The 21,386-nt window shown below is 59.5% G+C and carries 17 protein-coding genes; 10 read left to right on the top strand and 7 right to left on the bottom strand.

Annotation, left to right across the window (positions count from 1 at the left end):
• Positions 1-24: 24 nt before the first annotated feature.
• Both NKJ04_RS15410 and NKJ04_RS15405 read left to right on the top strand, forming a co-directional pair.
• Positions 25-1,392 (top strand): oligosaccharide flippase family protein, encoded by a 1,368-nt coding sequence (locus NKJ04_RS15410; RefSeq protein WP_352676097.1) that lies wholly within the window; start codon positions 25-27, stop codon positions 1,390-1,392.
• Positions 1,389-2,429, top strand: a complete 1,041-nt coding sequence (locus NKJ04_RS15405) for a glycosyltransferase family 2 protein (protein ID WP_023808946.1) — start codon at positions 1,389-1,391, stop codon at positions 2,427-2,429. Before NKJ04_RS15410 ends, NKJ04_RS15405 begins: the two co-directional genes overlap by 4 nt.
• A gap of 82 nt (positions 2,430-2,511) precedes the next feature.
• Here the strand turns inward: NKJ04_RS15405 and NKJ04_RS15400 are convergent, their stop codons facing one another.
• Positions 2,512-3,219, bottom strand: a complete 708-nt coding sequence (locus NKJ04_RS15400; RefSeq protein ID WP_031212340.1) for a helix-turn-helix transcriptional regulator — start codon at positions 3,217-3,219, stop codon at positions 2,512-2,514.
• Between the two features lie 210 nt (positions 3,220-3,429).
• On the opposite strand from NKJ04_RS15400, the gene NKJ04_RS15395 reads away from it, so the two are divergent.
• Entirely contained in the window at positions 3,430-5,172 is a 1,743-nt protein-coding gene (locus NKJ04_RS15395; RefSeq protein WP_023808948.1) for a PAS domain-containing protein, read from the top strand.
• On the opposite strand, the gene NKJ04_RS15390 is transcribed toward NKJ04_RS15395, so the two are convergent.
• The gene (locus tag NKJ04_RS15390) at positions 5,165-5,839 is read right to left on the bottom strand and encodes a LuxR C-terminal-related transcriptional regulator (RefSeq protein ID WP_023808949.1); all 675 of its coding nucleotides are present in this window, start codon (positions 5,837-5,839) and stop codon (positions 5,165-5,167) included. The genes NKJ04_RS15395 and NKJ04_RS15390 overlap by 8 nt on opposite strands.
• Positions 5,840-6,346: 507 nt before the next feature.
• On the opposite strand from NKJ04_RS15390, the gene NKJ04_RS15385 reads away from it, so the two are divergent.
• The 7 genes from NKJ04_RS15385 to NKJ04_RS15355 all read left to right on the top strand — a co-directional run bounded on the left by NKJ04_RS15385 (position 6,347) and on the right by NKJ04_RS15355 (position 13,320).
• Entirely contained in the window at positions 6,347-7,069 is a 723-nt protein-coding gene (locus NKJ04_RS15385; RefSeq protein ID WP_023808950.1) for a nucleotidyltransferase family protein, read from the top strand.
• Between the two features lie 39 nt (positions 7,070-7,108).
• Entirely contained in the window at positions 7,109-8,245 is a 1,137-nt protein-coding gene (locus NKJ04_RS15380) for a DegT/DnrJ/EryC1/StrS family aminotransferase (RefSeq protein ID WP_023808951.1), read from the top strand.
• Positions 8,242-8,916, top strand: coding sequence for a sugar transferase (locus tag NKJ04_RS15375; protein WP_023808952.1), 675 nt, complete (start codon positions 8,242-8,244; stop codon positions 8,914-8,916). The genes NKJ04_RS15380 and NKJ04_RS15375 overlap by 4 nt, the downstream gene beginning before the upstream one ends.
• Positions 8,917-9,003: 87 nt before the next feature.
• Positions 9,004-10,008 (top strand): SDR family NAD(P)-dependent oxidoreductase, encoded by a 1,005-nt coding sequence (locus tag NKJ04_RS15370; RefSeq protein ID WP_023808953.1) that lies wholly within the window; start codon positions 9,004-9,006, stop codon positions 10,006-10,008.
• Positions 10,005-11,234 (top strand): hypothetical protein, encoded by a 1,230-nt coding sequence (locus NKJ04_RS15365; RefSeq protein WP_352676093.1) that lies wholly within the window; start codon positions 10,005-10,007, stop codon positions 11,232-11,234. Before NKJ04_RS15370 ends, NKJ04_RS15365 begins: the two co-directional genes overlap by 4 nt.
• A gap of 16 nt (positions 11,235-11,250) precedes the next feature.
• Entirely contained in the window at positions 11,251-12,513 is a 1,263-nt protein-coding gene (locus tag NKJ04_RS15360) for a polysaccharide biosynthesis/export family protein (protein ID WP_023808954.1), read from the top strand.
• Positions 12,514-12,576: 63 nt separating this feature from the next.
• The gene (locus tag NKJ04_RS15355) at positions 12,577-13,320 is read left to right on the top strand and encodes a N5-glutamine methyltransferase family protein (protein ID WP_050592622.1); all 744 of its coding nucleotides are present in this window, start codon (positions 12,577-12,579) and stop codon (positions 13,318-13,320) included.
• Between the two features lie 60 nt (positions 13,321-13,380).
• Here the strand turns inward: NKJ04_RS15355 and NKJ04_RS15350 are convergent, their stop codons facing one another.
• From NKJ04_RS15350 to NKJ04_RS15330, 5 genes are read right to left on the bottom strand one after another with little or no spacing between them, the layout of a single operon-like run.
• Positions 13,381-13,647: an acyl carrier protein gene (locus NKJ04_RS15350; RefSeq protein ID WP_013533122.1), complete on the bottom strand. Its 267-nt coding sequence runs from the start codon at positions 13,645-13,647 to the stop codon at positions 13,381-13,383.
• Positions 13,648-13,686: 39 nt separating this feature from the next.
• Positions 13,687-15,240, bottom strand: coding sequence for a class I adenylate-forming enzyme family protein (locus NKJ04_RS15345; RefSeq protein WP_031212342.1), 1,554 nt, complete (start codon positions 15,238-15,240; stop codon positions 13,687-13,689).
• A complete protein-coding gene (asnB, locus tag NKJ04_RS15340; RefSeq protein WP_352676089.1) occupies positions 15,237-17,258 on the bottom strand; it encodes an asparagine synthase (glutamine-hydrolyzing) in 2,022 nt (673 codons plus the stop codon). Before asnB ends, NKJ04_RS15345 begins: the two co-directional genes overlap by 4 nt.
• Before the next feature lie 3 nt (positions 17,259-17,261).
• Positions 17,262-18,245, bottom strand: a complete 984-nt coding sequence (gene nadE, locus NKJ04_RS15335; protein ID WP_352676109.1) for an NAD(+) synthase — start codon at positions 18,243-18,245, stop codon at positions 17,262-17,264.
• A complete protein-coding gene (locus tag NKJ04_RS15330) occupies positions 18,242-20,977 on the bottom strand; it encodes an AMP-binding protein (RefSeq protein WP_502897929.1) in 2,736 nt (911 codons plus the stop codon). The genes nadE and NKJ04_RS15330 overlap by 4 nt, the downstream gene beginning before the upstream one ends.
• Positions 20,978-21,386 lie beyond the last annotated feature (409 nt).

The raw sequence follows: 21,386 nt of genomic DNA, 5'->3' as shown, positions 1-21,386 counted from the left end.
TGCCTCCCTCGGAAGCGCGAACCGATGGCACCAAGCGACCTTCTGAGACCCAAGACGGTTCCTGCGGCAGGCACAGCCATCATCGTTGTTCGGCCGAGCCCGATCGGCTCGATCATTCGTGCAGCAAGCGGAGTGTCGGCAATGGCGATTGTCGGCCAGCTCACCCTTCTTGCCGCAATCCCGGTTTTGGCGCGGCTCTATTCGCCGGCCGATTTCGGCATCTTTACGATTTATCTGTCGATCGTGAACATACTCGCCGGGGTCGCGGCATTGCGCTTCGAGGCTTCGCTCTATGGGGTCAAGGGGAACGCGCAGGCCTATGTGACGGTCAAGCTTATTCTCTTGGCTGTGTTCGTGACGACCGTCCTGGCCTTTTCGGCCGGACAGATGCTGTCGAACCTTGCTCCCAATCGCCTCGGCTCGCTCGCCTGGCTCATTCCGATTGGAATGGGAGGCGCAGGTCTGGTCGAAGCCATGAACTGCTGGAGTCTGCGTGCCGGGCTTTTGCGCGATTTTGCTCTCGGGCGCCTGATCCTGCCGGCGAGCATGGCTGCACTGCAATTGGCTTTCGGCATCGCCGAACTCGGCGGTGAAGCGATGATCCATGCCCATATTTTAAGCCAGTTCGTCTTCATCGGGGTGATCGGCTATCGGGTGATGAGTTGGGAGGATTTGCGTGGCATCGCCTGGGCACCTTGGCGTGCGGTATTGGAAAAGGCTCGGCGGGAATACAAATTTCCTCTGTTCGATATTCCCGCAACGCTCGCGAGCATAGCAATCAACAATCTTCCAGCAGTCCTTGTCGGCGGGCTGTTCGGCACCGCATTTGCCGGATATTTGGGCGTGGCCGCGCGGCTGGTCACCGGTCCGGTGACGCTGATCGCCACACCGCTCAGCAATGTTTTTGTCGCCGAAGCAAACCGGAACAGCAATCGTGGACACCTGCTTGGTGTGGCGCGCGGGCTTCTCCTGCTGGCCGCCGCCTTTACCGCGGTGCCGATCTTGCTGCTCGGCCTCGCCGCGCCCTATGTGGTCGTTCCGCTTCTGGGCGAGCCTTGGATGCCCACTGCGGAAATCATGACCGCACTGGCGCTGATGGGCGTGGCACAGGCGTTGTCGACTCCGCTCAGCGACGTTCCCGCTCTGTTACGGCGGCAAGGAACAAGACTGGTCATCGACCTCGCACGGGCGGTTCTCGTGTTTGGCCCGCTGCTCGCCGGCGCCCAGGCGGGCTGGCAGCCAGTCACCGTCATCTATTTCATGGCCGCCGGCGGCGCGTCGGGTTTCGCTCTGAAAATGGCAGCATCACTGTATCTGTTGACCCACGACCCTCAACCAGCAGGCGCTGCAACGTGCATCCAACATGAATGTCTCGAGGAAAAAACACCATGAATTCGTCGTCGGTTGACAACCTTCAAGCGGCAGTTGCGGTCACCCAGCATGACCGGGCCGATCTCTCGTGGTCACGCCCTTTTATCTCGGTCGGGATACCAACCTTTCGTCGACCGGATACGATCCGCAGGGCGATCGACAGCGTCTTGGGCCAGGATTACTCCGATTGGGAGTTGGTCGTGAGCGACGACGAGGGGCCGGAGGGCGAGACCTGGGCTATCGTGACCGACTACGCACGGAGCGAACCTCGCATCCGCATCATCGAAAACAGTCGAGGTCGCGGTCAGGTGGAGAACACCAACAACGCTATGCTGGCTTGCTCCGGACGATGGATCAAGTTGCTACATGACGATGACTGGCTTGCGCCAGGTGCACTCAGGACATTCGCCGAAATTGCCAAACAGTACCCCTCAGTCGCCTTCATGACGTCAGCCGCAAACATAATCGAGGACAAGCGAGTGCGATTTCGCCAAGTCCCCAAGCAGCAGGAACCGATCTCGCTTTATTCCAGCCAGCAGTGCCTGATGGACCTCTATCTGGTGCGCGCGACACGCTGCCTGGGGATTATTCCATCCACATTGTTGATCAACAGCGACGTCATTCGTGCCGGCTGCTTGATGCGCACGCACAAAGAGATTCCGGCCGGAGTGGATCAACTGTTCTTCGTGGATCTAGCCAGCCATGGGGACATGGTGGCGATAAGCGATCCGCTTACCTTTTACGATGCAACGAACCATCCAAGCATTACAACGTCAAAGAGTTTCCGCGAGGTCGACGAAGTGACCCTCGCCGTCAAACAGCTTAACTGGAATCTCATCAAGGACCGCAACCATCTCCCGCCTCCCGAGACATTGCTGCGGGCATTGCGGGTTGCTCGTATTCCCATGAGGTTCCACCAGCAGTCCTGGTTGACCACGTTCCTGGACGGGATTCAGATCTTCCGGCCTTCCGTCATGAAGGTGGCGGGCTGGCACGTGCTTAACCACGTGTTTGCAATCCGCCCAAGATTGGGCCGGGTGCGCACACGACGGCGGTAGGGTGAGGCTGGCGGACAAGCACGCCGGCAACAGATTGCGCGCGCACAAGCCTGTTGCGCGCGCGCATGGTACGGCCGTTACCTCACGGCAAGACGCATATGCGCCCAAGAAGAGCTACCAGTTCCGCCTGGCGCCGTGTTTCGGTCTTGGCGAAGAGCGACGCCAGCTGTGACCTTATCGTGGTCCGGCTCAAGCGCCGCTTGCGGGCTATCTCCAAAGGGGCATCGCCCTGCGCCAAGCGCAGCGCGAGCTGCGTTTCGGCACTCGTCAGACCAAACATTCTTTGCAGCGTCTGGGGATTTGGCCCGGACCTGTTTTCACGATCCAGCAGCGCCACGATACTCGTCGCGTCAGGCGTTGCTATGCCCTTCTCGTTCAAAATCAAGGGCCTGTCGCCCATACCGCGGATCACCACCCATGAAAGCGTGCCAGGAAGAAAATTCCCCGGCACGTTTGCGATCAGCCGCCTCAGAGCAACCGACACCTTGCCGGCCGTATCAGCTGCCTCGCCCTCGCGCTCCAAGGTGTTTTGAGCGGCTGAATTCCACTCCATGACCTTCCTGTCGCTGTTCAGGATCAGATAGCCACACCCGATGCGATCAAGCATTCTCACAACAGATGCAAGGCTGCTCTGCTTTGGCTCGACAGCCACGCCGTCGAACCTTTGTGGTGCTTGGTGCCAGGCGGAACTATGGCCACCCTGCGTTCTCAAGGCCGAGACGGGCTTTCCCCCGAAACTTCCATATTGGCGACCAAGAATTCCATCATGCTGCCTACCAACCAGTGCCATTTTCTTACCTCCCGCAAAACGGCAACGCCTCCCTGTCAGGAGGTGCCTTAAACATGTCAGTCAGGTCGCTTGGAGAGTTGCGGTCCGATCCGCCCCCGACAACGGACAAAATGCGCGCTACAATCCCGGGGAACAATCCTGCGGTCGGACTAGTCTGTACGCTTTTCGGTCTAATCTCGACGGACTAGTCAGAAGGTTATAGTCTGGCACATGCGTTTGCATTCGCTCAGTTTGCATCCGAACAGCTCAGGCAAGTTGCTAACCCACCTTGCCTCGATGTCGCTCCTGGTCGCGACACTTGCGGTCGAGACAGCGCTGCCCGCCTCCATGGCATACGACATCGGCTTTTTTGAGTTTGTTCCCACCATTATTGCCATCTCATATCTCGAAGATCGCCTGATTGCCCTTGCGGCAACGTTTGTGATGGTGACTGTCGGCTTGTTGGCGCGGGATGTCCTTCACAATCCAACCGACGTCGACGTTTGGATTAGGGCCATCCTGCTGCTGGTTGCAGGGGGGATGATCGCCCTGACTTTCCACCGGCAGAGGCAGGACTACCGCACCCTTTTGCGGGTTGCAGAGGCTAGACTCGTGGCCTTGGAGGCGACCGAAAACAGTTATCGCTGGGCATTTGAACGTGCCGCTATCGGCTTTGCCAATATGAGCGAGAACGGAGAGTTGCAACGATCCAACAAACGTCTTTGTGAGATGACAGGGTATGCCGAGGAGGAGCTTTCTAGTTTGCCAGTCAGGGCACTCGTCCATCCTGACGACAACCACACTTTGGCGGAAGCATTGACTCGCCTCAAAGACACGACTTCGTTCGGCTCGGAGATCCGTCTCCTGAGAAAGGACGGCACGGTTTTGTGGACAAGATTGGCGCTGTCTTTGGCCGTGCCAGCTGATGCTCTCCCTCAAAGCATCTTTGTAATGGTGGACGACATATCGGGAGAGCGAACCGCCCGCGAGGCACTCCGGGCTCAGAAGGAATGGTTGGACCTGGCGCTGTCGTCCAGCCGGTTGGGAACATGGCGCATAGACTTCGAGAGCGGATCCGTGAACGGCTCGGCCGCGTTCTGGGAAATGATGGGACTGGCACCCGCGCCGAGCCGTCCGCTGCAGGAACTGGCTGCGGTCGTTCATCCAGCCGACTTGCCTAATTTGACGGCCCCGGGAGAGCTTGCATCCGGCGCCAACTATGACGCGGAGATCCGCATCAGGCGAGCTGGCGGACATATCCGCTGGATTGCTCTTCGCGGACGGGACGAATTGCGCGATGGTCGTGCACAGCGAATAGGAGTCGCCGCGGATGTCACCGATCGGCGCATAACCATTCTGCTGCGGGCTGCGGCGAAGAAGCGAGAGCGGGCCATGCTTGAACAGCGCCACAGGCTCAACAATCTGTTTCCGGTGATCACGGCGCTTGTGAATATGGTTAGTGCCCCCGACAACGATATCGCCCGCTATAAGCAGACACTGATCCAAAAAATCGGCGCACTCCAGGCGACGCATCTGCTTCTTTCACGCGATGGCAACCTGTCGGCGTCCTTGCGCGACCTCATCGTTCAGGAATTGCAGCCCTACATGGGGACGCACAACATCTCGATCAGTGGGCCCGAAGTAAAAATCGCAGAGGGTTCGGCTGAGAGCTTCGCAATGATCGTTCACGAGCTTACGACCAATTCCGTGAAGCATGGGGCTCTCGGCACTCCGGCAGGCCGGATCGAGGTCATGTGGCAATTCACAGCCCAGGAGCCCGGCGCCGACATCGTGTTTGAATGGTCGGAATCGGGAGAGCGCCGGGTCTCCACCTCGGCTCGGCGCGGTTTTGGGTCGTTGATCATTGGAGCCGACGGTGAGCCTATCGTGGGTCACTCTTCCAAGCTTGAGATGCTGGCTCACGGACTGAAATATTCGGTCCGGCTGCCGCCAAAAGCAATCGGCGCTAGTTGACGTCTCTGGCGGCCCATGTCTTCAGCAGAACCGCGGCCTCTGTCCGATTTCGTGCCCCAAGTTCGCGCAGGACGGCGGCGGCATGAATCTTCGTCGTCGCTTCTGCAATTTCAAGAGAGCGGGCAATCTCTTTGTTCGAGTAACCTTCGGCCATCAACCTGAGGACTTCCTTCTGTCTGGACGTAAGCCTGCCCAGATTGTTGACGCTGGTGGTCCTGTGGGGCATTCGCGTGGGAGCCTCGGATGGAAGGCGTACCGGCTCCTTGGACCTTTGTGAAAGAAGTGCCGGAACGTAAATACGGCCGGCCAGGATTTCCTTCACCGCCAGGACCACCTCCTCGTCCGTTTGGGACTTTACGATATAGCCATGAAGTCCAATCGAGAGGGCAGTTAGAATCTCGGCGCGTGAATCGGTCCCTGAAACAATTGCAAACCGTGTGTCGGGATGAGCCGGTAAGACGTCGCGAAGATCGTCCTGGCCGGACAGTCCTGGCATGTTCAGGTCGATGACGGCGAGATCAACGGGCGCCTGATCTTCAAGCAGGCTTATGACGGTATCAAAACACGCCGCTTCGAATATTTCCAAGTCTGGAATGCCGGCCATCAATGCCAGTCGCAGCCCACGACGATACAAGCCGTGATCATCGGCGATGATAATACGATACATGAACCACCCACCTTTTGGCAGCCCGCATGTGTCCCTAGCTGCCGAACCCTCCCTTTGGATGGACTGTACGGTGACCCAACACAGATCAGCCGCCCGCTGATCCCCCGTATGTCGACGCTCGTCGCCGCCCATCCGCACATTTCAACCTGCTAATATAGCTTACAATCGCACACATTTCAGGGCCAGATAGCAAAGTGTTTTTTTCGTACGAACGGTAGCGATGCCCTTCCGAGAAGGTCGTTACCGGCGCCGGACATGCGCACAGCAGTTGCCAATCGAGCGGCTACAGCTCCCAGCTCTGATTGACCGCCCTGCCGCGCCCATGCCCTGCCGGCTGGAATATTGAAATCAAAACGCCGGGAAAGTGCCATTCAAATGCACGACGACGCCTTCTCGGGCGCCACTTACCATCGCTGCACCCGGAGAGGCGAAACCAACACTGGCGTACCTTCCGGCCGGTGGGCTGGACCCATCACACCGCGACAGTCGTATCAATAGGAGGACGAGATGAAAGCGGTCATTCAGTGCGGTGGAATGGGAACACGCCTTCGGCCTTTCACATCCATCTTGCCCAAGCCTCTCATGCCGATCGGTGCTCGACCGGTTCTTGAATTGCTTTTGAAGTGGCTGCGACGGAACGGCATTCAGGAAGTCTACGTCACGACCGGCTATCTGGGGCACTTGATCCGCACCGTATGCGGAGACGGATCACAGTGGAATCTAAGGATACGCTATACCCAGGAGCTGGAACCTCTCGGCACTATCGGCCCGCTCTCCCTGATCAGGGAGGAACTGGACGAGCCGTTCATTGTTCTCAATGGGGACGTACTTACCGATCTCAGTCTCAGCCGGTTTGTGGCATCACACCGGACTCACACGGATCCAGTCACCATAGCCACCGCTTCCCGCGTCATCAAGATGGACTTCGGCGTCATCGACGAGATCGACAATACTGTTAAAGTATTTCGTGAAAAACCGACTCTATCTCATCTGGTAAGCATGGGTATATATTGCATGAACCCAGATGTTTTCCGTTTTATACCTGACGGTATCGCCTTCGGATTCGACGACCTCATGCTGCAGATGATGCAAAACGGCACGAATGTGCACGTCTACAAACATGATGGGCTTTGGCTGGATATCGGACGCGTTGAAGATTTTCAAAACGCACAAACCATTGCCTGGGAAGAGCAGTCCGCATCGATCGAGGTCTCGGCAGCGGCCGCTTGAGGGCCGAACGCTCGGCCGCGCCAACATGAGGAGGTCGTAATGCTCTTGGTCAGCGCTCCTATTCTTGGCTTTCCGGAAAAGGCGGCCCTGGCCAAAGTTGTCGACAGTGGGTGGCTGACGATGGGGGACCAGGTACGAGCCTTTGAAGAGGCCTTCGCGGCCGTGCATGATGCGGTCGATTGCGTCGCCGTCAGCTCTTGCACCGCCGCCCTGCATCTCATTCTCCATGCACTTGGGATCGGCCCCGGAGACGAAGTGCTGGTTCCCTCGCTGACCTTCGTGGCGACCGCGAATGCAGTGCTCTACGTAGGAGCAACACCGGTATTCGTCGACATAGAGTCGGCCGAAGTGCCACTGATGTCTCTAAGCGACGCGGAAGCCAAGTGCACCGGACGCACCAAGGCTGTCATTCTCGTCCATTTTGCCGGCTACCTCGCCGACCGGGAAGAATGGCAGAGATTTGCCCGTGTGCGAGGACTGCATATCGTCGAGGATGCCGCGCATGCTCCCGGCCTTAAGGAGGTGGGGACCTACGGTGCGGCCGCGGCCTTTAGCTTCTACGGCAACAAGAACATGACCACCGCGGAAGGCGGGGCCGTTATCGCCCGGGATGCACAGCTCCGTGAAGCGATCCGCCAGGCTCGCGGACATGGGATGACCAGTGGCACACATCAGCGGCTGAACAGCCGCACGCCGCAATACGACGTGACGATGCTCGGTTTCAATTATCGCATGGACGAATTGCGCGCCGCTATCGGCTTGGTCCAACTTCAGAACCTGCAGGAATGGAATGAAATCCGGCGCATATTGGTCGTCCTCTATCGGCGTCTGATCGCAGATTATTGCTCGGCTGTGACAGTCCCGTTCGGCAAACCGCGGACCTCGGCCTACCACATCATGCCTGTCCTCCTGCCGCATGACGTCGACCGGCAAACGGTAATCGACCATCTGCGAACGAAGGGTATACAGACCACAATCCACTATACGCCCGTGCACCAGATGACGCTTTATCGCCAGATGTTCACTGAAATCCATCTGCCGAAGACCGAGGACTTCGCGCAGCGGGAATTGACGATTCCACTACACCCGCAAATTACGGCAAGTGCGATCGAGTCGGTGGTTGTTGCGTTGGCCACGGCGATTGAAGGCAGCGGGCGGGCGGGAGCCGCGGCATGAACGCACTCGACGTGACGATGCATCGGCCCGCCGTAGCTGGCACCAGCCACGGAATTGCCAGACGCGCGATGGACATCATCCTCGCCGCAGTAGCGGGAATGGTACTCGCTCCACTGATGCTCCTGATTGCCGTTGCACTCTTTGTCGAGGGCGGTTGGCCCGTGCTTTTCGCACAGACGCGCCTGGGTGCCGGCGCAAAACCGTTTCGCATGTACAAGTTCCGCAAATTCAAGACGACAGCCGATCCTTTCGGCCTTGCGCTGACCATGAACGATGACAGCCGCATGACGCGGGTAGGCCGTTTTCTCGCGGCAACGAAACTTGATGAGCTGCCCCAACTGTGGAACGTTTTCACGGGGGACATGGCAATTGTCGGGCCGCGGCCGGAAAGCCTTGCCTTCGCCGATTGTTTCCGCGGCGGCAATGAAGCTGTCCTACAGTGGAAGCCTGGCCTGCTCGGCCCAACCCAGGTTCTCTTCCGTCACGAAGCCTGTTTTTACCCGCCCTCCCTTGATCCGCTCCTGTTTTATCGAGAGGTCCTGTTCCCGGCCAAGGCAACGATCGACCTCGCCTACTATCCGCGGCGCACCATTGCATCGGACCTCGTCTGGATAATGCGGGGCTTCAGGGCGGTTTTCGGCGTGTCCCTGCCTCCCGCGGCAAGTGGGTAGAGTTGGCAAGTGAGGAGAGTTTGGCATGAATGGATTGTTGTTCGTTCGCCAGTTTGACGGCTCACATGATCGAAGGAGTGCACGGTCGTGAACTATCACGGCAGGAAGGTCCTGGTCACGGGTGCGGATGGATTTATCGGATCCCACCTCACGGAAGCGCTGGTGCGCGAAGGTGCCGATGTCACGGCACTGGCCCTCTACAACTCGTTCGACAGCCATGGCTGGCTGGATGATTTGCCCGACCACGTTCGAAGCCAGTTGCAGTGCATTCGGGGGGACGTTCGTGACAGCGCCTTCATCAACCGGATCGTGCGCGGCCAGGCGGTGGTGTTTCATCTGGCTGCGCTGATTGCGATTCCCTATTCCTATGCGGCTGCCCAATCCTATGTGGAAACCAATGTGCTGGGTACCGTGAATGTCCTCGAAGCGGCACGCCACTGGGAAACCGAGCGCATTGTGCATACGTCCACAAGCGAGGTTTATGGCACCGCTCTGACCATGCCGATCCACGAATCCCACCCGTTGCAGGGACAATCCCCCTACTCCGCATCCAAGATCGGCGCGGACATGATGGCGGCGTCCTATGCCAGGTCCTTCGATGTGCCGGTGGTGATCCTGCGACCGTTCAATACATACGGGCCGCGCCAGAGCGAGCGGGCCATCGTGCCGACCATCATAAGGCAGGCTCTGGACGAGAACTGTTCGGCGATCATGGTCGGCGACACCAGCCCTATCCGCGACCTTACCTTTGTGGAAGACACTGCGGCGGCATTTGTGGCGGCAGGGGCGGCCAAGCTTGAATTTGGCCATGCCTACAATGCCGGCAGCCAGCGCGCCGCCAGTGTCTCGGACGTTTTGGAGTTGGTGCTCGAGTTGAGTGGCACCAGGAAACCGGTCCGCCGCGATGAAAGCCGGGTGCGGCCGCAGAACTCCGAGGTTCGTGCGTTGCTCGCCGATTCCTCAAACCTTGAAAGTAAAGTCGGATGGCGGGCACATACGAGCCTGCGTGATGGTCTGGAAAGGACCATCGAGTGGTGGCGCTCGCGCCTCAGCGAAGGCCGCGTCCGTCGTGAAATGAGCTATATGACATGACCTTTCCGCGGCTCATACCGGCTGTGCTGCTGATGGCCGCTCTGCTGGCGCTGCACACAGCCGGAAACCGGCCGAGCGGTGCGGCAAGCACGGAGCCGTCAATGGATCTGCCCGCTTACCTGAAACCTGTCACTGATCCGGCGACAGGGATCAGCTTTACTCGGATTACCCAGCCCGGAGCTCTTGGCAGCGGAATTGTCTGCGGCAAGATATATTGCAGTCACCGATACTCGAGCGCGCAAGCGTGGAATGCGGATCAGAGCCTCCTCGTCCTCATGAACGGCTGCAACGGCATGTGTTTCCTCGACGGGAAAACCTACCTCCCTTTGTTTCAGCGCAACAAGTCGGGTGAGTGCGAATGGCGCCCTCGAAAGGCGGAGATGATGATCTGTGTCGACGGTCAAAAGATCTCGACTTGGGCTCCCCGCACCAATCGTGAGGACATAGTGTATGCCGCAACGAAATATCGGGATCTCGAATTCGGCCCGTCCAAGGGAAATCCTAGTCGTGACGGCAACCGCATTGCCGTACGCGCGACCCGCGATGATGGGGCTGCCGTCGTCTTCGCATACGACATCGACCGGCGTCTGAAATACCCGGACATCGATCTCGCCCAGGTTGCCGGAACGACCAGTTCCTGCACCATTTCTCCGCTTGGAGAAAACATCCTGTGTTTCCAAAACCTGGTCGACGGCACCGAGCAGCGAGCCATTTTCGCAGTCGACGGCACCCTGCGCCAGAGGTGGAAGGACCATCATCGGCCCGGCCATGGCGATTTGACTCTCGATGCGGATGGTAGCGAGATTTACGTCGGAACCAGCAAATCCGCTCCGGACGAATATCAGGTGATCAAGCGTCGGCTGTCCGATGGAAAGGTCACGTCGCTCACGAAGTACGGTGAGGCCGAGCATACGTCGCTGCGTGCTTTGGACAGGCCCGAATGGGCATTTATAAGTTACGGGGGCAATCCCGATGAGGTTCGGAGCCATCCAAACTGGGCGCCATACACGCGCGAAGTGATCGCGCTGCGTGTTGACGGTCGTCAGGAGGTCCGACGCATCGTGCAGACGCGAAACGCTCCATTTGACTATTGGAGCGAGACACATGCCTCACCGTCCCCTGATGGGTCGCAAGTGATCTGGTCGAGCAATTGGGGGGTGCCTGGTGGGCCGGTCTACGAATTCGTCGCCCGTCTCGATTGGCCGCAGCAGCCGAGCTTGAATTAAAGGGAGATTGCCATCAATGGCCTTCGTTAGCCGAATTTTCTTTGCAGCGCTTGCCGGCTGCCTGGCCCTGGATATCGCAGCCGCGGCTGAAGCGCCGGTGGCCTACAAGCTTTCCCCCGGCGACACGGTGGAGATAGGAATTGCCTCCATAGCGGAACGAACGCAACGCGCGATTGTCCAGATGGATGGCTCGATCGCGCTGCCCGAGTTCGGGATGATCCCAGTTGGCGGGTTGACGCCGGCTGAATTGCAGACGCGCATGGAAGCGGTGCTGCCAACCAAGATCGTCCACCAGCGTCTGCCTGATGGACGGGAGCAAATGATCGTCATCAAGCCGAGCGACGTCACGGCCGTGATCGCGGAGTACCGGCCGATCTACGTCACTGGCGATGTGCTGACGCCAGGGCAGCAGGCTTACCGGCCACTCATGACAGTCCGGCAGGCGATTGCGGTCGCCGGCGGTTTCAGCCTTCTGCGGTCGCGGGCAAGCCAAAGCGGACCTGATCCCGTTGATCTGCGACGCGACTACGAGTCGATCTGGGGGGATTATATCAGGGACTACTTTCATGGCGCCCGTATCCGCGCCGAACTTCAGAACCAGGCAGAATTTGACATGCAGCCGCCGCAAGGTTCGCCCCTGTCGAATGCATTGATATCGGCGGTCGCGCAGGCGGAAGCGGAGGGTCTCAGAATTTCGCTGAACAATTTTCAACAGGAGCAAAGCTATCTCGACAAGACCGCCAAGGATGCCGAGGCTGAGGTCGAGGTTCTGCTCAAGCGCGAGCAGACGGAAGCGGCCGCGGTGAAACAGGATGAGGACGATCTGGCGCGGGTCACCAAATCGTTCGAATCGGGCAACCTGACCAACAGCAGGCTCGCCGACGTCAGACGTGCCGTGCTAATGTCGTCGAGCCGGGCGCTCGAGACGTCGGTCGAACTCATGAGAACGCGACGCCAGCAGGAAGACTTCGTCAGGCAGCAGGAACGCAATGAAAATCAACGAAGGATCGGCCTTCTGAACGAGTTGAGGGACACCGACCTTCGCCTCGCCGAGACCACTGCAAGGCTCCACGCAGCCAGCCAGAAGCTTCAGCCATCAGGGGCGTCCGCTCTTCCACTGCCGGTCGCCGGCGAAACCTTCCAGGCGCGGATCACAATAACCGGCGGGGCCGGCGACGCGTCGAGAAGTCGACCGGTCGACCAGGACACTGAGGTCGCGCCTGGAGACACGATCGAGGTGAGGTTCAGCAGCGACCTGCAGAGTGCGGCGATCCAGTAGCTACGCGGACGTGAACCTAGCCGGGAACGATGAGGCTGATGCCTCGCCTCACAGCATGAAGACATGGGCGACCTGAGAAATCGAGCATGGGAAAATCAAGAAAGCGGGTTTGTCGTGATTGGTGAAATAGATGTCGCCAGCGCCTACAGCACCGGCCGCACCGACTTCATGGGACTGAAGTTGGTTGTCGCGCCCGGCGTGCTCGTCCCTCGCCCGGAGACGGAATTGCTCGGCTGCACCGCCCTCAATGTGCTGCGTGAACTTAATCGGCCGGTCCCGCGTGTCGTCGACATGTGCTGCGGGGCAGGCAATCTCGCCTGCGCCATTGGATACAAGGTCCCCACCGCGCGCGTCTGGGCGAGCGATCTCACTGACAGCTGTGTAGAAACCACGTGCCGGAACGTCGCCCATCTTGGCCTGGCCGGACGCATTTCGGTGCTGCAGGGCGACCTGTTCAATTCCTTCTCGGGTCTGGAGCTCGAAGGCACGATCGATCTGGTCGTTTGCAACCCGCCTTACATCTCCGAGAAGCGGCTCGAAAACGACCGCGCGCATTTGATGGAACTTGAACCACGTGAGGCGTTCGCTGCCGGGCCCTACGGCCTGAGCATTCACATGCGGGTGATCAAGGAGGCGCGGCGCTATCTGCGGCAAGGTGGTATGCTGCTTTTCGAGGTCGGGCTTGGCCAGGACCGGCAGGTCATGAGTTTGGTTGAACGTTCCAAAGGCTACGAGAGCATTCGCACGGTTGCGAACAATGCTGGTGAAGCCAGGGTGGTTTGTGCACGAGCCAGAACGCCAGCGTGAGCCGCGCCATGGGTTTGCGCGCTCGGTTGGGAAGACGCCCTTATTACCATCGCCCGGCGATCAGTTTTCCTTGCTCACCACGTAACGTGCAATTCCCTGGATGGAATCGAAATTCTCAGGCAGAAGTTCACTGTCCTCGACAGTGATGCCGAATGTCTCCTCGACGAAGCCGATAACTTCAAGCACTCCAGTCGAGTCTATGATGCCCTGGTCGAGCAACGACGTTTCAACCTCCAGGGCACGCGGGTCGGCCACGTAGAAATTTGACGCCAGAAAGGCGCGTATCTGATCGCTGTAGGTGTCAATTCTGTTGTTCGTGCTCAGCATTGAATTGGCCTCCGATCCAAATGATTTCCAGGTATCGCTTTATGACAGCGCTATTTTCTTGAGCTTGCCCGTGTCCGTCATCGGTAGACTGGACACAATTTGGATGGACTTCGGAATCATGAAGTTTTCCAACCGCTTCTGACATTCCATCCGCAGCTGCTTTTCGCCTATGATCGTTCCTTGCTCCATGACGACAAACGCTTTCACTGCTTGCCCCAGCAGGTCGTCGGGAACTCCGACAACCGCGGCTTCCCGTACTCCCGGGATTTCCATCAGCACGTTTTCGACTTCCCTAGGCGCCACCTTTTCTCCCCGCGATTTTATGATCTCATCGCTGCGGCCGACAAAATAGAGGTACCCTTCCTCGTCCATTCGGCAGTAGTCGCCGGTGTACAGAACCTGCTCGCCGGGCAAAGGGCCAGGCTTGAGCTTCCTCGCGGTAGCCTCCGGCTTACCCCAGTAGCCCTTCATGACCGTTGCTCCGCGGATGACCAACTGGCCGACGACATTGGGACCGACCTTTCGGTCATCCTCATCGACAATCCACATTTCGGTGTTCGGGATGGCGATCCCCACGCTCAACGGTTTTCGCGCAAGATCTTCCGGCGGAAGATAGGTGCAGCGTTTGCATTCGGTCAGGCCGTACATCGAATAGATCCGGGCATCGGCAAACAGTTCCTGGAGCAGGCGAATGTGCTTGAGCGGCAGTGCCGCAGCAGTGTTCGTGACATACCTTATGCTTGCAAAATCATTTGCCTTCAGCGTCTTGAGATCCGACAGCGCGGCAAAGATGGTCGGCACGCCGGGAAAGCCTGTAACTCTCTCCCTTTCGATAATCGCAAGTATCTGTGCGGGGAAGGCAAACGAGCGCTCGAGGACCAACCGCGCCCCGGTACGGAATGCCATTATCATCTGATAGAGGCCGTAATCGAAGGCCAGGGGCAAGACATTGAGGATCACGTCGTCTTCGCCAAGCTCGAGGTACGAGGCGATAGACGCGCAGGCTGCCATCATGTTCCTGTGTGTCAGCATCACGCCTTTGGGTTCGCCGGTCGAGCCCGACGTGTAGATGATGGCTGCGAGATCGATATCGATGCGGCGGCGGGCCGGCGCTTTGCCGTGGCCGGCGGCCGCCTCATCCCAGCGCACGGCATGCGGCAATCCCCGGAGCTCGGCGTCGTCCACCTGACCGGAGACGATGAGCCGCCGCAGCGACGGACAGTTACGCGCCGGCTCAGTAAAGATCGGCTGCAAATGTTTGTCGGTGATCAATGCCGCCGGCAGGCAATCGTTGAGCAAATACCCCAGCTTGTCGCTCTTGGTGAGCGGATTGACGACGCACACAACGGCGCTCGCCTTGAGAACCGCCCAGAAGCTGACCACGGTCTCGACGGTGTTGTCGGCGAAGATCATGACGCGGTCACCGGGGGCGACCCCGGACGTGACGAGATGATGGGCGACCGCGTTGGAACGTGTCTCAAGCTCATCATAGGCGAGCCGGTGCCCGCCGCACACCAGCGCCACCTTGTCGCCGAGCCGGCCGGCCGAATGGCTGAGGTAGTCGTGCAGCAGAGGGACGGCGCCATGCATCATACCAGCACCTCTTGCCTGTGCAGGTGATCGACATCTATCCTGAGGTCGACCGCACACCCGCTCGAAGGGCGGCTTGCGACAAACTGCTGATGGAGGAGCTGCGTCGACAGCACGCCGACCAACGCCATGTTGTCCGAGTTGGACAGATCCCCATCGCCGGTCTTGGCAGCGCATTTGTCCAGCAGGCGCGCGACCGAGTTCGGATCAAAGACATTCGCCGCGCGCAGGGCAGTCTCCGAGAGTGCTTCGCGGACATAGGCGGGTGCGCTATCGCCGATGAAGCAAAGTGCGTTGGGCGCCCGGTAGGGTTGCTTCTTGCGGGCCACGACTTCCGCGGGCACGATCGATTTCGCCACACGCTTCAGCACGTGTTTCTCATCCAGAATGCGCAGCTTGTAGTCGGCCGGTAGCGAATTCGCCAAGGCCACCAGCCTGTCGTCCAGGAACGGGAACCGCCCTTCGACGGAATGGGCCATCAGCATCCTGTCTCCCTGCGAGGAGAGCAGGTAGCCCGACATCAGCGTCCTGATCTCAAGATACTGGTCCTGCGCGAGAGGACCCCATCGTTGAAACTCTTCGGGCAGGCGGCAGAGCAGGTCCGCCACCACGTCGTGACGCGCCGTTTCGGCGTGCATGTCGGCCGAGAACAGCCGTTTGATGGCGCTGGTGGTGCGCCAGCGGGTATCATGCGCGAAGCCGGGCGCGCCAAATGCATGGATACCATGTCCAAAGAACTGGCGCGCCATCGCCTGCTGCTTGACCGGCGAGCGGCTCAGATAAGGGTAGAGGCGTTCCAGCAGTCGCGCGCGTCGGGCAGAGGCGGGCTGCCGCCCCCAGAAGCGGCGGACCTTGCCTTCCCGGAACAGGTCGTAGCCGGCGAACATCTCGTCGGCCCCTTCGCCGGTCAGCACGACCTTGATGCCATGTTCGCGCACCAGCCTCGAGAGAAGGAACAACGGCGCCGGCGCCGTCCTGAGAATCGGACGCTCGGCGTGACGGATCACATCTGGGAAGATGTCGGCGATGTCACTGCGCGAAACCATCACCTCGTGGTGCTCGCCGCCGCTCGCACTTGCAACCAGCCGCTGGTAACGGGTTTCATCATATTCGGCGTCAGCAAAACGCAACGAGAAAGTCTGGAACGGCGCGCCGGCGAAGCGCCTCCCGAGCATGGCGACAAGTGAGCTGTCGAGCCCGCCGGAAAGGTAGCAGCCGACCGGCACATCCGCCTTCACCATCCTAAGCGCCGTCGCGGCCTGCAAGGCGCCGCGCACTTCGTCCACCGCATCCTCCAGCGAGCCCCTGAAGGTGCCATGGGACAGGTCCTCGCTCTCGGGATAGCAAGGTTTCCAGAAAGCCTGCTCACGAACGCTGCCATTGTCGTAGATGCGGACATGGCCGGGGGTAAGTTCCTGTACTCCCTGAAATACGCCTTGCGGCGGTACGACGGTCCACAGCGTGAAAGTCTGGTCGACCCCCGCCGGATCGAAGGCCCGCGGTATCGCCGGGTCGGCTGCGAAGATGGCCTTAACTTCGCTGGCGAAATGCAGGCGGCCAGCGTGTTCGCACAAATGCAGCGGGCAGATGCCGAACCGGTCGCGCGACAGGACGAGGCGGCCTGTCAGCGAGTCCCAGATGGCGAGTGCCCACTGCCCGTTCAGCCGCTCGAACGCGCCCACGCCCCAGGCGCGGTAGGCATGCACGACGACCTCCGTATCGCTGCGGGTGCGGAAACGATGTCCCAGGGCTATGAGTTGGTCACGCAACTCGACGTAATTGAAGATCTCGCCGTTGAACACGATCCAGGTGGTATTGCCTGTGTCGGCGAGAGGCTGCTGTCCGGTCGAGAGATCGATGACCGACAGGCGGGTATGCGCCAGCCCCGCTCGCTTGTCGCGGTAAAGGCCGCTTTCGTCTGGACCTCGATGGGAGAGCGCGGCTGCCATTCTCAGAAGCGCGGCTCGTGACGGAGGCTCCGCAGCCGCGTTTAGCGCCACAATTCCGGCGATGCCGCACATGGGTCAATCCCTGTCCATCGCAGCGGACAGCTGCGGCCGTGCGTGAAGGTAGCGTGCGGCGCGGCGTTTGCTGACGATATCCTTATAGACCTTCTCGACCTGCTCGGCCGTGAGGCCGGCGGCAGCGGCGACCGCGCCGGCCGAAATTCCGTGATTCATGCCGTAGAGGCACAAATCCATCAACTGATAGGGCAAGGCGAAGTAGAACTCCTCCTGGGTTTGCGCCATGGAAAACGTGTCCGTGGTCGGCGGCCTTGTTCGGACCTCCGTGTCAATACCGAGATATTCCGCCAGCTGGTAAACCTGGGTCTTGTAGAGATGGACGATAGGCATCACGTCGGCGACGCCGTCGCCCTGCTTGACGAAGAAGCCCTGGTCGTATTCGAGCCGGTTTGGGGTGCCTGCCACTGCATAGCTGAGGCGGTCCGCATGATAATATTCGGTCATCTTGCGAACCCGCTGCTTATAGTTGGTAGCAGCGACGATCTGCAGGTAAGCCGCCGGCGACAGACGCACGGTGTCGATCTTTCCGTGCGGATCCTCGACCGTAAGGCGCGTGATATTGAGGCCGCTGCTCTCCAGCACCGATGCCATGACCAGCTTGCATTTCCAGCCTTCGCCATATCCAGGGACGGCAGTTCGGATGGCCTCGATCTGTCGGGCGTAGGCGCCAATGCCTTCGAGCGCCGGCTCGATATCTTCAAGGATGGTGTCGATGCCAAGCTGCCCAGCGACGCTGCGGCCAAGCCTCAACGAGTCGCCTGATGAATCGCGCTCCGGCATGAACAGGCCCAGTACCTTGTACTTTCCGAACGCCCGTGCGCACACCGTTGCGACGACCGAACTGTCGATGCCTCCGGAGAGCCCGACGACCACTCCGCGACGCCGTTGTGTGCCGAGAACCTGTTCGCGCAAAGTCTCGACGATGCGATCGATCTCCAGCCGGGCATCGAGCGCCAGCACATCGCTGCTGAATTCGCCGATCAGGTCGATGACACTGCCTCCTGTTTGCGTGACTCGATTGAAGAGTAGGTCTCGGTCACAGCGTTTTCGATGAGTGGGCGATTGACGGTCAGATGAGGCTCCACGACCATGTCGATGTGGGTGCCGGCGATCGGAATGACGTCCAGATGGACGAATGCCCGATCCCACCCAAGTGCAAGCGGCATTCCGGGCCGCGTGCAACGGAACAAGGTGCCGGTGATCGGCAGTATCGGCCTAGGTTCTGTCAGCCATTGGAAGAAGGCGCGCGCCCGCAGAACCTCCTGCAGTTCCAGTTTGGTTCTGAAGCTCGTCGGATTGAACTGACCCTCGGCATAGCGGTCGAGGAAGCCGGCAAGCCGGGATTCGCAGTGCATTTTGACCGCGACCTTGGCAAGCGCGCGACACGCCACCCGACTAGCCGATATACGATTGGTTCGGATCCGGTGAAATGTCCGGGTAATGGTCTCCCAACGCTTGCTGCGCTCGCCAACCAGGCTGGTATCCAGAATGCCCGTGAACGCTACCACTCGCCCTTGATCAAGCAGACGCGCGGCAACCTCAAAAGCGACCGCTCCTCCGAGCGAGTGGCCAAGCAGGCGAACACAGCCGGTCGGCTGCACGCGGTTGATATGATCAATTGCAGCTTCGACCATTGCAGCGACAGTGTTCTGACCTTGCAGGATCATGCCCAGGGCCGGATATCTGATGGGAGACACCCTGGCGACCTTGCTTATTGCTGATGCGAACGAAGCAAGGCTCGGACCATAGCCGACCGACCCGGGGAAAAGGAAAAGCAGCGGAGGCTCGTGTTTCCAGGCGGGCGCGTGCTCTCCGCCTCCTTGAGCGGAAATGACCGCTGCAACCATCTCATCGAAGCTCATTCCAACCGTGAAGGCTTCCAATCCGAGCTCTTGCCCGATCGCGCTTTCGATTTCCATCACGCAATGCAGCAGCTTCAGCGAATCTCCCCCCGCTTCATCCCAGCACCCCAGTGCGACCCGCGTTTTAAGGACCTTGGTCCAGGCACGCCGTACGATCTGATGAGCAGGAACTTCATTTCCCGCATGGGCGATTTGCGGTGGGGGCGTTGTTTCCCGAACCGAAAGGTCGATTGCAGCCAGCATTGCCATATCTATCTTTCCGCTGGCCAGTCGCGGTATCTCGGCGCTTGCATGGAGCCGCAGCGGGCAAAGCGCCGGCGGCAATTTTGTCCTGGCAAGTTGGCGCAGCTCGTCGCAAAAACTGGCTCCCGCCCCGCCGTGCGGGACGGCGAACGCAACCAGTTCATTCGCCGGGGTGACGATAACCACGGCATCCTTCACCGACGGCGCGCCACGCAGAACCCGTTCGAGTTCGGCCGGCTCAACGCGCCGCCCATTGACCTTTATCTGGCGCCCTTTTCGACCGATGATCCGCAACAGGCCATCACTCCCAATTTGCACAAGATCGCCCGTTGCAAAGATACGAAGCGTCTGGTCGGCGGGATCTATTTCAAACGGAACAACTGCCCCGTTTTCCCAATATCCGAGTGCGACATACGGGCTTCTGATCAACAGTTCTCCGATCTTGCCGGGATGAACCGGGTAACCCTCTTCATCGACAATTGCGAAGCTGATTCCCGGAAGCAGCCAGCCGACGGGAGCTGAGGAATCGAATTCCGGCCAATCGTGCGGCAAGAACCACTGCGATCCAGTCGTTTCTGTCGATGAATAGCCGATCTGAACCAGGCAAGTTGGCGGGACAGCCTTGCGCACCAGGCGGATGTCGGCCGAGGACACCTTCTCGCCTCCAATTCGGGCAACCCTGAGTGAACCAAAGGCGTCCGCGGGCTCATCCGCCAGGAGAGCGCGAAGCAATGCCGGCACTAGATACGTGATCGTCACGCCTTCCGATTGCATGCGGCCGCGAACCGCGCGCAGGCCGACGGCTTCGACCTCCACAAGCTGCAACGTAGCACCCGTAAGAAGAGCAGCAAGGATTTCCCGGCAACCGGCGATGGTTGCCGGGCCGGTCAGGGGCAGGAAAACATCCTGCGCATTGATGTGGCAGGCGTCGACATATTGCTGCACTCGGCACAGCAAGCTCCGCTGGCTGTTGACAATCCCCTTGGGGCGGCCCGTGCTGCCGGAGGTATAAAGCACGATTGCCGGTGCATCGACAGAAACGGTACGGTGTTCAGCTGGACGAAGCGTTGCCTGCAACGATTGCGCTATCTCGATCCGGGCAACGTGCTGGGGCAGATCAAGGCCGTGGATGCCTTTGTCGCCAATTATGGCGGAGAGCCTCGCGTCGGCGACGATTTCGTTGATGCGCGAGTCCGGATCTCGCACGTTAAGCGGTACTGACGGTCGACCGGATGCCATGCTGGCCAGCATCGCAACTGTGTACCAGACCGAGTTGGCCTGAAGTATTCCAACCGCATTTCCGTCGGGAACGACGGCTTCAATCCGGCTGGCCAAGGCCTCGACCGCCCGAAAAAGCTCGGAATAGGTCAGTCGGTTGGTGCCGTCGCTGGCGGCTAATTTTTCGGAATAATGCCCGGCGATTTCCCTCAGGTGATCAAAGACCGGAATGTCGACGAAGCCAGTTCCCATCCGTTGATGCAGACGTAGAACGGGCCCGCCCTCGTCAAGAGCATGATCGGGAACTTTTGACCATCGACAAGAGACCACCGGTTGGTAGTCAGTCTGCACCGTTCGAATCGCCCTCGAAGATTCTAAATGCGCCAGAGACATAAGGGCCCCACGCTAGGATTGTTGCCGCTTATCGCCCCGCGGCATGATCTTTTCATCAATCATTCGGATGATGCGCCAGGCGGTCTTGATCGCTTGAATCGTTCGAAGTTGAGCATGCCAGCCTGCGCCCGCACGGGCTGTGGGACTACCTTACCGAGGTGTCGGGCTGTGCGCTGCTGTCCGCTTCGCCGGCGCCTGAAACGAAGCAATATGCGAATACTTCTCCTCCAAGCTCATCCGTGACACGAACCCAGTTGTTTTCCCATGTCCGCAGGGTAACTTGGCGTCCTGTTGATATAGTCGCCGCCGTGAACGGGCTGGACGCATTGACATTACTCGCCGCAACTACGTCGTCCCCTTCCATTTGCTCTACCAGGTATGTTTGCATCACTGCTCCTGACTGCAGGGC

The sequence above is a fragment of the Mesorhizobium sp. M0618 genome (assembly GCF_040320765.1).
Lineage (GTDB): Bacteria > Pseudomonadota > Alphaproteobacteria > Rhizobiales > Rhizobiaceae > Mesorhizobium.
Note: the sequence above shows the minus strand (reverse complement) of the source record. Positions and strands in the feature narration are given on the sequence as shown.